The organism is Flagellimonas iocasae (assembly GCF_042682725.1).
Lineage (GTDB): Bacteria > Bacteroidota > Bacteroidia > Flavobacteriales > Flavobacteriaceae > Flagellimonas > Flagellimonas iocasae.
This window is the reverse complement of the sequence record NZ_JBHUHU010000001.1, coordinates 807643-823605: the sequence shown is the minus strand read 5'-3', so window position 1 is coordinate 823605 and position 15963 is coordinate 807643. Positions and strand designations below refer to the sequence as shown.

Genomic DNA, 15963 nt, shown 5'->3' with positions numbered 1-15963 from the left:
TTTTATTTGAGATTAAATTTTGTATCTAAACCCTGCATAGTACAAACTTGGCAGAACAGGGCCATATAAAATCGTACTGTCAAAATAGGTGCCAAAAGGGTCATTGCTGGATAATATGGGGTTGTTTTGGGTAAAATTACCAATATTTTCACCTCCAATATAGATTTCAAACTTCTTTGAGAAAACTCGGGTCACCTGTGCATTCATCAGCATATACGAAGATGATTCCGGAGCAAGCCGAAACTCTTCTGGATTGCTTGTTGTATTCGGTAAACGTTGTCTTCCCAGCCAATTTGTAGTAAAGTCAAAACGCCAAATCCTACGTTCAAACTTTGGTTGGGTCTCATAATTAAGGTTGATGAAAAAGCGATAGGAAGGTTGTAACGGTTTTTTGAGCTCTCCACTATTGTAATCGGTGACCACATCAAAAAACTTATAAGTGGACCTCAAATGAAAATTTTGGAGGATTTCATAGTTCCAGTCAATCTGGAGACTGTTGGAATAACTTTTTCCCTCCAAATTGTAAAAGGAAATTTCCCTCGGATTTTCCCAATCCACAACAACTTGGTTTTCAAAAGAAGTTCTGTAAAAATCAACGGAAAAATCCATCACTCGGTTCCAGAGGTACAGCTTTTGAATGAAGCTTACCCCATAGTTCCATGCCTTTTCAGGATTAAGTCCGTAGTAATTTCCTCCAGTTCCATTGATAACTATTTGTCGGGATGACGCAAAGAGTTGCTGATTTTCGGCAAATATATTGGCCCCACGCTTTCCGCGTCCAAATGAGGCCCTAAAGCTGGCTTTATCCCACAAGGAGTATCTTAAATGGAATCGTGGCGTTAAGAAATCTCCCAGATTGTTGTGGTGGTCTGCGCGAAGTCCAGCCTCAAAACTGAGCCCTTCCAGATTATCAAAAGTATATTCCAAAAATGCACCAACGGAATTGTCGTTACGGTCATATGTGTTGGAGTTGACCACCTCTTCATATCCATCGTGAGTGAAGCTGAGTCCCGTTTTAAATTTGTGCTGTGTACTCCCAATAATACTGTTGAAAATAAAGTTGGAGTAGAACGAATTTTGATTGATGTCATATTGATTCAATCCGTAAAAGGAGTTTTGGTCATGCGAGCTGTAAGCCGTTTGAAACCCAAAACTTTGATACGGCAGTTCTGGAAACACATAGCCCATTTTTGCAGAAAGATCCAATCGGGAGGTATTTATTTCACTTCCCCATGCGTTGGTGGTGAACTTGTCGGTGTCCACGTTAAAATCGGTCTGACCCAATTCCTTGGAATCGGACAGGTACTGTACATTGGCGTAGCCTACCCAACCCGTTTCAGGATTTTGGTATTGCCAACGATTCATAAAATTGACTTGTTGGGCCAGTGGCGTATCAAAAAAGGAATCTCCATTTTCATCAATGTAGCCATTTCGCAGATTGGCATGTATGTACAGGCCTACACCCAAATTATCAGAAATGTTGTGGTTCAATCGGGTATTGAATTCATACCGTTCGTAGTTGTTACCATAGACATTCAAGAAAAAGCGTTTGTCCGTAAGCGGTTTTACCAGTTCACTGTTTATGTGTCCCGAAATACTTTCAAATCCATTGAGTACACTGCCTGCACCTTTGGTAATTTGGATGCTTTCAATCCAAGAGCCAGGGGTAAAAGAAAGTCCGAAAACCTGGGAGGCTCCCCTAATTGAAGGCATGTTTTCTTGCGTGAACATAAGGTATGGACTATTCAACCCCAGCATTTGTATTTGCTTGGCACCAAGAATGGCATCCGAAACATTGACATCCACAGTGGGGTTGGTTTCAAAACTCTCCGAAAGGTTACAACACGCGGCCTTGAGCATTTCCCTGCTATCCACAGACACCACATTTTGCACTTTGAACAGTGATTTCTGCAAAGGCGCAACCTCTTGCTCCACCACAACTTCGTCCAAGGCTACAGTAGAGTAGAGGACAATGTTCCCTAAGTTGGGTCTATTTACAGGAATCGTGTCCGATCTATACCCAACCGAACTTACAACGAGTTTTTTAATAGCAGCTTGGTAAGGCGTTGAAAAGTTTCCATCAAAGTCAGAAATTGTCCCGATGGAACTCGAGAGCCAATACACATTTGCATTGGGTACAGGTATAATTTTCCCTTTGTCATTGTATTCTACAACCTTACCCGTAACTTGAAATTGGGAATGTGCAAAATATCCGAACAATAGTAGGCAAAACAATGGGGACAATCTCATGCTGAAGCGAGGTCTAAATTTTATACATAAAATTATAACTTTCAGAGGTCTTAGTGTAATTAAGGCCCTTATTTTAACAGAGAGATGCAGTTCATGGATTTTTTTTGAACTTTAAAGATTTAAATATAGCTGGCGGGTCCCTATACGTTTATCTTAGTTAATTGTTTATGAATGATTTTAAGTTGTACCATGAGTGTTTATAAATCAATTTTTGTGTTGTTTTTTTTATTCTTTTCCAAAGCAGGATGCAAGAATGGACAAGCGGTGCAGGAGACCATAAAAGTGCGCGTAGCAAACAATAGTGATGTGGCGTTTACCCGAGTAGCTTTGTTTTCTATGGATTTTGGAGGGTTGAACCCTGGGAACGTTTCTGATTATAAGATATTGGACTTTGATCCTTTTAGGGACGACTCCTTACTTTATTGCACCCAAGATGATTACACCCATTCCACTTATGTACAAATGCCCGATAAAGATTCTGGCAACTACACATATTCCATTGACAGTATTAGAAATAAGCTGGTGTACATCTCCATTGAATTGGATTGAACTTATTTTAGGACAGCTTTTTACCTGCAATCCTTGTGTAGGTATGATATCCTAAATGTTCGTAGAAACCTTTTGCTTCTTTGTTAAGTTCCCAATAGGACAACTCTATAAGATCTATTCCTGCAATCTTGGCATCCTCTTCTATTTTTAGCATCACCTTTTTTCCAATTCCATGGCCTTTGAAATCTTCCAAAATGCTGATTTGGTCAATATAAATGGCCTTGTAGGATTTTCGAAATGGATTCTCATGATATTCCTTTATGAAATAAGAAACATATCCCGCGTTATTGCCATCCAGTTGAACTAAAAAAGCACTCCAATTGGGTCTTTCAACCTGCCTTTTGAAAAAAGCAATAGAAACAGTCTCATCATACACCTTAAAAAATTCAGGATACTTTTCGTGGTGAAGATTTTGAACAGGTCTGTTCAGTTCTGCTAGTATAAAAGGGTCTTTTGTTGGCACGAAATCCATTTGGCTCCTGTTAGTTTTTAAGAAATAGTATTAAGCAGCTAAAGTTACATTCCAATATTCTAAAATTGGCAACCGCTTGTAAAATCTTTTAAGCTCTATACAATGGGAAAAAGTTTTTCCCTTCATCCACTTTTTTTGCTGATGCCAGGTTCTCATATACTTCAGGGTTGGCAATGTATTTCCAAACTTTGAAAGGAATATGACTTTTGGTAAAACCGGATTTCATCATATATAATGAACCTTCTCTGCCACCTGCACCACCACCGTAATTCAAATATTTTAGATTAAGTTCATTGCCAATCAATCGTATCTCGTCATAAAGCAATTTGGCTGGGCTCATATACAGAAATTCATCTTTTGTCCCCATTAGTTCTCCTTGAATAATACCATTGGTAATGGTTGAAAGGGATCCTGCAACAATCTCACCTGTTTCAATGGACAGGACTAGTATAACTTTTGTATCAAAATTTTTACTGGAAGTGACCATATCAAAGTATGCATCACCTAGGATAAATCTTTCATCAGCTTCAACCCGGGCCATGGTATCTGAGTAAATCTTCTTAAAGGCAGCAAGTTCTTCTTCGGTTTCCGCAAGTTTGGTGGTGAAGACCCTCCGTAGTTTGTTCACATCGTTTTTAACACTCTTACGGTACGTTTGCCTTTGGAGGGTTGCATCGGTGGTCAAATCAATATACAGCAATTCGCCCACTTGCTCAATAGTGCCCAATCCATCCAAAATAACCTCCTGATGATCAATGTAGGGGTTTAATTTGGAGAACGCGGAGACAATATTGTTTTTAAGCAACAGATCTTGAAACATTTCACGAAAAGTTGAAGCATCATAAGGCTCCGACCCTAAATTTGAGGCTGGCCCCAAATAACCATGCACAATATTCAGGTCGAAAAATTCAGTATCAAAAATGGGGCGTTTTACGAAGGGGATAGCAATATGCTTGTTGCCATCGGTAAAATGAATCAGCCATGGCTCTTCATTTTCCTTGAGTTTTGTTTGGTGATATTCATACGTGTGATAAAAGTCAAAGTTTCCACAGGCATGCAATGCCTCGGTCCAATCTTTTTCATTTTGTATGATTTGTATCATCTTCTGGATTTAAGGTTGGGCCAAATAATTCAAAAATCCACCAGTATGCCAAAAAAATATGTTGCCTTTGAGTTTTTTGTCGTTGAAATGGTTCAACATCCCATAAAATGCCTTACCGGTGTAAGTGGTATCCAGTGGGAACCCATACTTGGATATGGAATTTTCCGAAAGTTCCTTTATTCCGGGGTTGTATTTTTCATAGCCGCCACATAGGTAATCATCCAATACTTTTGTGGTACTTTTTTGGGTGGGCTCTATGTTTAAAAAATGGCATAGGTCTTCATAAGATTCACGGACAATATTTTCGGCACGTCCACTTTCCCTGGCAACTGAAATTCCAATGACATTGCAATCAATCTTATTTTTTGAAATACCCGCCATAATACCCGCTTGTGTTGAACCAGTTCCGGAAGCCAGAAAAATATAGTCAGGACGAATCTTGGAATTTTTAAGTAATTCATCCACAGCTTCAACATAGGCCAATCCACCTTCCAAGTTATGGCCGCCCCCTCTTAAATAATATGGGCTATATCCTTTTGATTTGTAAAGGTCCATGGCCGAGTCCATAGCATCAGAAATACCATTGGCTTCGGTAAAGACGATGGTTGCCTTGGCATCTCTCATCAATTTTGCATTGCCACCTTCTTTACTAAATCTTCTTTCATCACCATGGATGACCAAGGTACAGGGCATTTTATTTTGGGCGGCATAGATTGCTGCTGCCCGGCAATGATTGGATTGAATACCGCCTGTTGTGACTATTGCATTAAGGCCGTCTTTGTTTATTTTGGAACCGATAAAATCCATTTTTCGGCCTTTGTTTCCTCCTCCTAAAGAAGGGTAGAGGTCATCCCTTACCACAAAGATGTTGTCTTCTATAGCGTTGATTATCATAGTCTACAATAGAAATTTTATTGAACTATCCTTGTTTTACCCTATAATAATCCAATGCTCTAAGTTCGGCATTGGTCACCGTATTGGATGAATTGAAGAGCTTCACAAAAGTTAGAAAAAGGATTTTGACATCATTCACAAATGATAGGTTTTCCACGTATTTTGCATCCAACTCCAATTTATCATCCCAATTCAGGGCATTTCGTCCTGAAACTTGTGCCAACCCTGTAATTCCAGGCCTTACGGAATGTCGCGTTCTTTCCCTTTCGGAATAATACGCAATATAATGAACACGCAGCGGTCTAGGCCCGATCAAGCTCATGTCTCCTTTGATCACATTGATCAATTGCGGAATTTCATCCAAAGAGGTTTTTCGGATAAAAGTTCCAAATTTTGTCAACCTCATGTCATTTGGCAGTAATTCGCCATTGGCATCCCGCTCATCCGTCATACTTTTGAATTTCATGATACTGAACACCTTTTCATTCTTTCCGGGTCTTCTCTGAAAAAATAAGGGGTTTCCCTTGTTCACAAAGAGCAATATCACATACAACAGAATGAATACGGGCAACAAAATGACAAAACCTACCAAGGATAGGATAAAGTCTAGAATTCTTTTAAAAAAATTGGAATACACGATGGTTGAATTGGGTTCTTTATAAAAGTACGTATCTATTTACTTCAAATCTCGCATGAAAAAAATAATTTTAGGTCTTCTAAATCACTTTTTTAGACCAAAAGCTTATTAAAAAGTTGAATAGTAAGGATTAAAAGAAAGCCTTTCGGCCATCAATCCATATACCATATACGGGTCGACTAAATTTCTTGATCAATTAAATTAATCAGTTTTTTATTGATAAGCTTTACATCAAATCGCTCTTCAGCGTATTTTCTACTCTGATTCCCCATTTCCTTGATGTTCTTCGGATTTTCCAGAAAAAATCTCATGGCATCAATTAGGTCTTCCAAGCTTTGAGGACGAAGGATTTTGCCATTTTCATTGTTTTCAACGGTTTCCCTGCACCCAGGTGTATCCGTGGTAATAATGGGCATTCCTATTGAAAGTGCCTCTAAAATGGACCTTGGTATACCTTCGCGGTAATAGGTTGGAAGCACAAAGACATCTGACTGTTGAAGAAATGGAGTAACATCGTTCTGTATACCATGGTACACAATGATGTTTTCTTCGTGCAGCTGGTTTAACCTTTCCATTTTTATGGCAGAAGGAGTTTTATCCGGTGCTCCTAGAATGTGAAATTCGGCATTTGGAAATTCAGATTTTATTGCTTCTGCGGCATTGATGAAAAGGTTTATGCCCTTTTCCATAATCAATCTGGCCACAAAAATAAAAATCACGTTCTCCGTTGTCTTTTCATTGATGCGGTGGGGAAACTTCTCCAGATTTATTCCGGAACCATCAACAATATCCGTCTTCTGTTGGGGCAAAAGAATGTTGAGTTCCCTGAAGAGTTTTTCATCATCTCTATTTTGAAACACAATGATCTTATTTTTTCTGATGGACCTTTTATACAAAAACTCAGATACTTTTTGCAGGATTTTGGCCTTTTTGGAAATACCGGTAAACGTGAAACCCAATCCTGTAATTAATGAAATTACTGGAATATTTAGGGAATTTGCCGCCATAGAGGCATAGATAACAGGTTTTATGGTGTATGGAAAAACCAAATCAATGTTGTTCTCCAACATTAGTTTTTTTAACTGCTGAATTGACCTAAGATCACCAATAGGGTTTAAGCCAGCACGGCTAAGCTCGTAGGATAGGGGAGTGGCACCAAAGGATTTGAGTTTTTCCACAACAGGTGGCGTTAAATTTGGAGCCGCTGTAAACACATCATAGTTTGCTTTGATCAAATCTGAAATAAAGTCCCCTCTGAACCTTACCAAAGATCTATCCGATGAGCAAACAATAAGAATTCTTTTTTTAGTCATTATAGTTTTGGGTAGGTTATTGTATTATTTAATTTCCATTTCATGAAAGGGAAGCGTTGATATTAGTTTTATGCTTGGGATTGACCTTTTTGATATAGGAGTTTATATTGACTGCACATAGTCACTATATCATACTTTTTGGCTCTTTCCTGACATTTCACTGCAACGGTATTATAATAGTCTCCATCCTGCATTAATCCATTAACTGCACTTACGAAACTTTCCATATTGTTATTTTCAAATAGTACCCCAGCATCTTTAACAACTTCGGTGAGTCCAGGTACATCTGAGGCAAGAAAAGGTTTGCCAGATGCCAATCCTTCCACACTCGATAAGGACAATCCTTCAAAATGCGATGATAGAACAACAAGGTCAACACTTTTTAATAATCTTGGCACATCTTTTCTAATACCCAAAAAGAGTACTCTATTTTCCACACCCATTTTTTCTGCATATTCCTCTGAGGATTTTCTCAACATACCATCACCTACCAGCAATAATACATAGTTTTCAGGGAGTTCAGTTAAAGATTTGATTAGAAAATTCTGATTCTTTTGCGCTGTAAAACTGGAAACCTGCATCAAACAAACATTGCTATCGGTAAGGCCCAATTCCTGCTTTGTATAGGGTTTGGATTTGGTGATTTCCTTGAGGTCTATTCCATTATAGATTTTGGTGATGTTCTGGAAGGAACTTCCTAAATGTTCTTTCAGGCTTTTATCAACCGAATCCGATATAGAGACAATATCATCATATCTTCTATAAATTACTTTATCAAGTAATTTAAAAAGTGTTGACTCTCTTCTTCTATTTGTGGTATTATGCTCGGTATAGACTAGCCTGTAGCTCTTGTGGAGCATGGACGAAATACCCGCCCAATATAAACAAGGGAATAGATGAACATGCACTACATCGTATTTGATGAAATGCTTTTTGAGCTTAAAAAGTAAAAGTGGATTGTAAAAACTGGCTGTTTCAGACAGCCAATAGAGATTGATTGAGGGATGATTCTTGAGCTTATCAATAAAGGGTGATTCTTTCTTTTTTAGAATCAAGATATCTACCTGAATACCCAAGTTTGAATAGGTAATGGCTGCATCCACCAGAAGTTTTTCAGCACCTCCTGCGCCCAAAGAGTTGATTAATTGTAAAACTTTCATAGTTACTTTTGCATTACTTCCAAAAATAGATTCTCATAACTTTTTAGGATTTTGGGACTGTTGAATTTGTCGAACACGGCTGAACTTACTACACCAGGGTCCATTTTTTGTTCGAGAAGTAGGTTTAGCTTATCAACAAACTCATTTTCATCTTCAACAATATAGCCGTTGACACCATCTTCAACGATTTCATCAATTCCACCTGGAGCCTTAAAGGCCACTGCTGGGGTGCCGCAAGCACAGCTCTCAAGAAGTGCGTTTGAAAACCCTTCCACAAAAGAGCCCTGCAAAAATACATCTGCCTTTTTAAGGTGATCAGATACAGTATTGGTGAATGGGATATGTGTTATGTTCTCTTTTATTCCATTTTCCTCCGCGAACCTTAATATATCCTCGGAGCTATTCCCGTCACCTACAAGGATATATTCAAAGGGACCATTAAACTTTAGGAGTGCACTTAAAATTCTTTTATGGCCTTTTCTCTCGACTAAACTTCCGACCGTTATAAATTTTGGGACTTTGTTTTCTGGATAAGTTGGTTTGGGGGTAAATGATGTGGATATTGGATTATTGATAATTCTTATTTTTTTCTCGGGCACGCCAAAATTATCCTGCATATCACGAGCCATATCCTTGGATTGACAGAGGATGATATCAAGCAATTTATAGGAATACTTGGTCAGATTTACAGGGAAATAGGTTTTTTTGGAAGGCTGTATTTTTCTGAGAACACTGATTACATTGACCTCTCTTCCAATGAAAATGATATTTCTAAAGAAAATCGATTCCAAGGCCATTAAGGTGTTGACGTGACCAATGGCACTGATCACTATGTTTGGCCTGTTCTTTTTTAAATAGTTAAATATTGAAAAAAATGAATTTAAGACACGGCTTTTTTCCAAGAAGACAACCTTTGCATCTTTTATGGCATAAGATTGGTCCTTGCTGTGACCGATGACCAATAGTGTCGCATCAAACAAATTAGGGTCAAGATTTTGGGCTATATAGGACATTACCCTTTCCGCGCCCCCGGCCCTTAGTGATGGAATAACAAATAAGACTTTGTTTTTTTTTTGCATAGATAGACGTAATACTGTTCAAATATACCCTAACTTAAAATGAATGACTGGCGTGTGTGTTTCATGAAATGGTCTAAATCTTAACGAAGTAAAACAGGATATATTTGGCTTCCCGCAATAATTTACCTCCTGAAAATCTAATCTTTCAGGTTGGGTATTATGTTGGTGACATCTATGGTTTTTATTTTTTTGGCAGGGGAACCGGCAATCAGGATGTTATCTTCTAGAATGGATTTGTTCACACTGGAATTGGCGGCGATGGCAATATTATTTCCCAAGGAAATGTCTCCATATATTTTGGCTCCTGGCCCTATATAAACATTGTCTCCAAGGGTCGGTGCTTTGGCTATTCCCCCGGAAGCTCCAATATTCACACACACATGGATTCGGCAGTTTTTACCCACCCGTGCTTTTGAATTTACAACTATGGTCCCATAATGGGCAATGGAAAGGCCCGGACCAAATACATTTTCCGGAATTGAAAAGGAAAGTTTTAAGGCAAGCTTTCTATGTCTGGATTTTAACCAAAAATAATAGAGCTTATTGATTATGCCCTTTTTGCAATTCCTGTAGTATTCGAGTTTCCGTAATCTTTTCTGAAATTTCCAGATGTAGTTTGGAGCTATTAATTCACGAACAAATAATGTAAATCCTGTACCGTTGATGTTTAAGGCTGCTTTATCGGCTTTTAAATATTCGTGGTATTTTTTTTTTGAATCAATCACTGGTTTTATGGGCTAGGAGGTTAAATAGGATTCTTTTGGTGGAACAATATTACTACTATTGCTTCAAAAGGCAATCCGTTATTTAAGGAAAGGTTTGAAGTCGTTTGATACGACCTCTAAAACACGCTCTTTGAAAGGTTTGGAATAATCCATTTCCGATTTTGAAACATAACTTTCCAAAACGCGTTTTTTGTAATCCTCGGTTTTGGCAATGATCCTTGCGGGATTACCACCAACTATAGAACCTGAGGGTACAGATTTTGTAACAACGCTACCTGCCGCCACAATTGAATTGCTTTCAATTTTGACTCCGGGCATAATGATGGCGTTTAGGCCTACAAAAACATTGTCCTCAATTTCAACCCGTGCAAAGAATTCCCGTCTTCCATCTTCATCCTCTACCAGCCAAGTAGCACCATCATGGGTTATGATCCGTACACCGGAAGTGATGGTTACTTTATTTCCAATTTTGATCAACCATGGTTCAGAACCAAAACTAGAGGTCAATATTCTACAGTTTTCACCGACCTCAACCCCAACATATCTTGCGTATGCAGCCCCAGATTTGGAAATCCTATAGTATTGACTTTTTAAAATAGTAACGATTTTCTTTAAACCCATTTCGTAAAACTTTCTAATTGTCCTCTGTGTATACTGCACAATAACCTTTGTGACACAAAAGAGATATGGAAATTCAATGCGAAAATTATGCAATTAAATTTCGAAAAACAATCAGTAAATAAAACGAATGAACAAAAAGGTTTGTTGTATTGTCAATAAGAATTAATCCTGAAATCAGCAGGAATGAATCAATGTGACTGTTTGATTAAACCAAAATCTAATAGGGTGAGGGTTTTAATTGAAATCAACCTGATACATATACTCCTCGATGTTGGTGTAACCATCGCCATCATAATCGTCTCTGTAGCTTTGCTCTAGATTTCCAAACCTTCTAATTTCCCATGCATCTGCCATACCATCATTATCAGTGTCATAAGAGCTTGGTCTGGTGTTATGAGGGATATTGGGTAATCTCCAATTAGCCGTATTCTTTGGTTCATAATCAACATTGTTCAATACCACTGTGAGTTGACTTGAATCGAAGGAATCACGGTATGTCTTAACGTAACCATTATCATCGATGTACTTGTAGGCTCCAACATCTCCATTTCTTACCAAAGAGTTGAATGCCTCATCCGCGGATACTACCGAAACAGGATTTGGGAATCCATGATTGAATTTGGTAGACGTGAAATAGGAGGATGGTGCAAGGGTATTGGCATCTAACGTAGACCACATTCTGGAGTTATTTTCCAAAAGGTTTCCTGTCAAAATAACAGAAATTCCTCCAACTCTACCGTCAAATACATTTGAGCTGGTATATACCAAGGGACTTCCTGAGTTGGAATCCCTTACATCAACCCTAACTTTATCTGGTGTTGTACTTTGTCTTTGATAGAAGTTACCTTCCGCATTTAGTCTCATAGAGTGATAAACGGAGGTGTTTTTGGATGGCGTGTTGTGAATAACATTATTGATTTTCTCCGCTCTTCCACTAAAGGCAAGGTTTGGAGTTCTATTTACAGAAGAGAAAACATTGTTATGCCAGCTTACAGCATCTACCAACGCCTCTGGGTCACCAGGTCTATTAGGGTTTATTTCAACATAAGCCCCGGTGTTTGAATCTTGAATAAAGTTATGGGAGAAGGTCAAATTTCTAAGACCTATATTTCTTGATGCATGGGTTTCGTCTATATAGGCGCCCATTGCTTTATCCTGCGCAAAGGATACAGAACAGTGGTCCACGATTATATCTTCACCTCCATAGAACATAAGGCCCCATGTAAAGCGGTCATCATCGCTAGAGATAGCACCATCTTGATTGTAAATAGGTCTACTTCTTAGATATCTAAAGATTAAGTTATGGTTGTCTCCAGTACTCCCATCGAACCTTATACTTCTTTCGGTTAGTGTTATTCCTCCCTGTGGAGCAGATTGCCCGAAAACAGTTTTGTTGTTAACGTTCTTAAAACCTGCATACCAAGCTCTACCGATACCCATATGCAAATCCCCTGAAACATTAAAAACAATGTAACCTACTTTTTCTTCTTGTAGGGCAGAAATAAAACCTCCAGTATAATATTCATCATTGCCGCCACTACCTGCATGGTAGGTTAAAGATGCGTAAGGGTCCAGAGTGTTTACAATGGCCAAAGTCTTGCCTCTACCACCAGTTGCGATAGAACCAGGGCCAAAGGCAGCTGGAAACGCTTTAAGGGGCCCCATATTTTGAGAAGTACCGTCACCACCAGGGTAGTGCGTGTTTACAATAACAGTGGCTTCCCTTTCTTGTGTTTCCCCATTTACGGTAATCATTACGGTATAAGTGAACTCATCCGTGACAACTTCTCCAGGACCTTTATCACTGCTAATATTTGGCTTGTAAGAGAGCATGTTGTCACCAATGGTCAATTCTCCTTCTGCAGGTGTTGAAGTCTGTACAATTTCTACTTCAACATTATCTGGAATGATATCGTTGGTCAAAACATCAAAAAGAAAAGTCTCGTTAATTGCATTAATGACAAAGGTGTCATCCGATAGTTTAAAGGAACCAGCAGGTTCTTCACCATTACCATCGGTTTCCTCACCAGTGGTCGGGTTTTTTATAGGATCCTCTATTTGGTCCTGAATAACATCAGCGAACAAATCCGTGTCCTTGCTACACGAAAGAGTTAGAATCGAAAAAAATAATAGCAACATCATGTGCTTTGGGGTCATGCAAAAGTGGGGTGCCATCATGTAGGTAATCAAGGGGTTATAATAAATAATGTCTACTTGGCAGGCAAAATTATTACAATTGCACAATAAATCGGTGAAATCTCATTTTTTTCGATGAAATGCACGTTTATCGCAATTTTCCTCTATTTATCGATGCTTTTTTGAACCAAAAAGTAGCGCATATAATGCAGCTTTTTTGTGATTTTCAAAATTTTACATCCTAGTTTTTGGATTAAATTAAGTGTTTTGGTCCATTTATTTTCTATAGCGTAAAATAACAATTGAAATTTATAAATGACATATTGTTTTTTCAGCAAACAGGAATATCATGTAGTTTAGGGAAAACAAGTTTATATGGCAACAATTTGGCAACTTACCCGTAAGTATTCAATGTGGAGGACAAACAATAACCCTAGTCCTATGCTCAAATTATGCTTTTTGAAAAATATGGGTGGTAAATTAAAAATAAGGGGCAATCAATTTGCAAAGCTCACGGGTAACCTTATTTGCTCCAAAGATATTGAGGTGATGAAAATCTGAAAAGTCCTCATTTTTTATCACGGGTTCTGCAGTATAGTTGAAATCGATAAATACCACGTTTTTTGATTTATAAAATTCTGCATAATAATCATGAACATCATCTCCACGGCTTATTTCCATTCTATGTGGAGGGTAAGGTGTTCTCAACGCAATTAATTTTGCATTGTTTTCTTCAGCAAGTTGGTAAATTTTTGAACAGTAATATTCAAATTTTGTTTTGTCTACATTGGTTGTAGTTAAGTTTGGGATAGGTCCCAGTGACATAACTTCTTTGGGAGTAATGATAGTTGAATTTATTTCAAAACCTTTGTACCAACTATTTTCGTCCTCAGAAACACTTTTTCCCTTTCCCTTAAATAAATTGGTGAGGTCATTTTTAAGGTGATACTTATATTTAAGAATTGGTGTAATTTCATTTGCCAATCCTTCTACGCCAAATCCTTTTATGATAAGACCGTACTTATTTCCATCGCATTCCATAAATGAGGCATTGCTGAGAATCGGGTAATAATTTATATTTCTATCTAAAGATTCAATAAAGTTATCCAAGAGAATAACTTTAGGCTTTTGATAGCACAAAATTTCCTTCAGCACATAATAGGTTTCAGCAATATCTTGGGATGGGGTTCCCATATTATAGGAGTTACCACCCAATACACTGTCTATAATTTTCGGGTTGTAGCCCGTGAAAGACCGGCTAGAGCCTAGAATCAATATATCGTACTTTTCTTGACCGTCATGCATGTCCTTCCACTTGTTTGCAATTTTGTGGGTACCTTTTGCGATTGCCTTCCTATTGGGCATGCTGTAGAAGAAATCAAATATATAGTTGATGGCGAAGAACATCAGACCAAAGACAAGTACTCTTTTTAAAAATGATTTCATAGCAATTAAAATTGAAAATAGATGAACTGCTGTTGTTCTCCATTAAACATGATGATCGAGAATATCAGTATAAAATATAGTACCCATCGTTTAATGTCAAAAGTTGCCTTTGCATCTTCATTGACCTCCAACGGATGCAACTTAGACCTATTGAACCATTCAAACCCTATAAGCACTAGAATAAATGCAAATGCCCTTATTGAGAAAACTTCTGGAACAGCGAAGAGTTTGGTGGTAAAAATATCTGATAGATATTCCATGGCATGCGAAACTGAATTGGCCCTAAAAAAAATCCAAGCCAATACGGTCAGTGAAAATGTAGCCAGCATCTGACCAATTTCGGTAAAGCTGGGTAAAAGTCTGCCCTCAGCCACCAAATCGGTATTCTTTCTGTTTTTTCCAGAAAGCATTAATGGTAAAAAATAAAGGGCGTTCAATAATCCCCAAACAATGAAAGTCCAGTTAGCACCATGCCAGAACCCACTGACCAAAAAGATGGCGAATGTATTTCTAATTTTCATTCGGGTACCTCCCTTACTACCTCCTAATGGAATATATAGGTAATCCCTGAACCACGTTGAAAGTGATATGTGCCATCTTCTCCAGAACTCTGCCATATCACGCGAAAAATAGGGGTAAGCGAAATTTCGTTTTAGGTCAATCCCAAATAATCTTGAGGTACCTATGGCGATATCTGAATATCCACTAAAATCGCCATATATCTGAAAAGCAAAAAAGAATGCTCCCATAAACAGTGTGCTTCCAGAATATTCCTCCGAATTATTGAAAATGATATTTGCATATGTGGCACAGTTGTCCGCAATCACTATTTTTTTGAACAAACCCCATAGAATTTGCCGTAGTCCATCTTTGGCCTTATCATAATCAAAGGTTCTGGGTCGGTAAAATTGGGGCAATAAATTGGTGGCTCTTTCAATGGGTCCAGCGACCAATTGCGGAAAGAAGCTCACAAATGCGGCAAAAGCCATTACATCTTTGGTTGGCTCAAGGTTTCTTTTATACACATCAATAGTGTAGCTCAAGGTTTGAAACGTATAAAAGCTGATTCCAACGGGAAGAATAATGTTTAAACTGCTTCCTTGAATTTGGATTCCAAAAAGATTGAAGAGGTCTACAAAACTGTCAATGAAAAAGTTGTAATATTTAAAAAACCCGAGAAAACCTAAATTGACGACGATACTGGTCCATAAATATAATTTTCTTCTGGATGGCCTGTTCTCATGATTTAACAGAAGGCCTATTGAAAAATCGACCAACGTGCTAAAAATAATCAGCGAAAGAAAACGCCAATCCCAAAGGCCATAAAAGAAATAACTGGCGCAGACTATAAAAAAGTTTTGGAGCTTTAAATTTCTATTTACAACGAACCAATAACATAGAAATACCAGCGGTAAAAAAATTAAATACTCGTAGGAATTAAATAACATATAGTTGGCTAGATCGGATAGTCTTTTTAGGGGTTAAAAACTTTCTTTTAACAAATTTATTTTAAGTAGATAGAAATTCAATCAATAATCCATATAAAGCAAAAAAAGAAGTCCAATCGAAATTTGGTGCT

14 protein-coding genes are annotated in these 15963 nt (G+C 38.0%); 1 reads left to right on the top strand and 13 read right to left on the bottom strand.

From position 1 onward, the window contains the following. Window positions 1-12: 12 nt before the first annotated feature. Complete coding sequence (locus ACFSJE_RS03720) at window positions 13-2250, bottom strand: TonB-dependent receptor (protein ID WP_379829635.1); 2238 nt, start codon at window positions 2248-2250, stop codon at window positions 13-15. Window positions 2251-2463: 213 nt separating this feature from the next. Between ACFSJE_RS03720 and ACFSJE_RS03715 the strand changes: the two genes are divergently transcribed. Continuing rightward, entirely contained in the window at window positions 2464-2799 is a 336-nt protein-coding gene (locus ACFSJE_RS03715; RefSeq protein ID WP_379829634.1) for a hypothetical protein, read from the top strand. A 7-nt stretch (window positions 2800-2806) separates the two neighbouring features. Here ACFSJE_RS03715 and ACFSJE_RS03710 read toward each other — a convergent pair whose 3' ends face one another. From ACFSJE_RS03710 to ACFSJE_RS03655, 12 genes are all read right to left on the bottom strand, one after another. Continuing rightward, window positions 2807-3262: a GNAT family N-acetyltransferase gene (locus ACFSJE_RS03710; protein ID WP_379829633.1), complete on the bottom strand. Its 456-nt coding sequence runs from the start codon at window positions 3260-3262 to the stop codon at window positions 2807-2809. A 97-nt stretch (window positions 3263-3359) separates the two neighbouring features. Further along, window positions 3360-4373, bottom strand: coding sequence for a hypothetical protein (locus ACFSJE_RS03705; RefSeq protein ID WP_379829632.1), 1014 nt, complete (start codon window positions 4371-4373; stop codon window positions 3360-3362). Between the two features lie 9 nt (window positions 4374-4382). After that, window positions 4383-5267, bottom strand: coding sequence for a 1-aminocyclopropane-1-carboxylate deaminase/D-cysteine desulfhydrase (locus ACFSJE_RS03700; protein ID WP_379829631.1), 885 nt, complete (start codon window positions 5265-5267; stop codon window positions 4383-4385). 25 nt (window positions 5268-5292) lie between these two features. Further along, the gene (locus tag ACFSJE_RS03695) at window positions 5293-5904 is read right to left on the bottom strand and encodes a sugar transferase (protein ID WP_379829630.1); all 612 of its coding nucleotides are present in this window, start codon (window positions 5902-5904) and stop codon (window positions 5293-5295) included. Window positions 5905-6083: 179 nt separating this feature from the next. Beyond that, window positions 6084-7217, bottom strand: a complete 1134-nt coding sequence (locus tag ACFSJE_RS03690) for a glycosyltransferase family 4 protein (RefSeq protein ID WP_379829629.1) — start codon at window positions 7215-7217, stop codon at window positions 6084-6086. 68 nt (window positions 7218-7285) lie between these two features. Next, window positions 7286-8377 (bottom strand): glycosyltransferase, encoded by a 1092-nt coding sequence (locus ACFSJE_RS03685; RefSeq protein WP_379829628.1) that lies wholly within the window; start codon window positions 8375-8377, stop codon window positions 7286-7288. Window positions 8378-8379: 2 nt separating this feature from the next. Beyond that, window positions 8380-9456: a glycosyltransferase gene (locus tag ACFSJE_RS03680; RefSeq protein WP_379829627.1), complete on the bottom strand. Its 1077-nt coding sequence runs from the start codon at window positions 9454-9456 to the stop codon at window positions 8380-8382. A gap of 137 nt (window positions 9457-9593) precedes the next feature. Continuing rightward, a complete protein-coding gene (locus ACFSJE_RS03675) occupies window positions 9594-10181 on the bottom strand; it encodes a serine O-acetyltransferase (RefSeq protein ID WP_379829626.1) in 588 nt (195 codons plus the stop codon). Window positions 10182-10259: 78 nt separating this feature from the next. Continuing rightward, window positions 10260-10802: an acyltransferase gene (locus ACFSJE_RS03670; RefSeq protein ID WP_379829625.1), complete on the bottom strand. Its 543-nt coding sequence runs from the start codon at window positions 10800-10802 to the stop codon at window positions 10260-10262. Between the two features lie 234 nt (window positions 10803-11036). Continuing rightward, window positions 11037-12941 carry an Ig-like domain-containing protein gene (locus tag ACFSJE_RS03665; protein ID WP_379829624.1) on the bottom strand — a complete coding sequence of 635 codons (1905 nt, stop codon included), beginning with the start codon at window positions 12939-12941 and terminating at the stop codon, window positions 11037-11039. 477 nt (window positions 12942-13418) lie between these two features. Then, the gene (locus tag ACFSJE_RS03660) at window positions 13419-14384 is read right to left on the bottom strand and encodes a hypothetical protein (protein ID WP_379829623.1); all 966 of its coding nucleotides are present in this window, start codon (window positions 14382-14384) and stop codon (window positions 13419-13421) included. Between the two features lie 5 nt (window positions 14385-14389). Further along, window positions 14390-15832, bottom strand: a complete 1443-nt coding sequence (locus ACFSJE_RS03655; RefSeq protein ID WP_379829622.1) for an MBOAT family O-acyltransferase — start codon at window positions 15830-15832, stop codon at window positions 14390-14392. Window positions 15833-15963 lie beyond the last annotated feature (131 nt).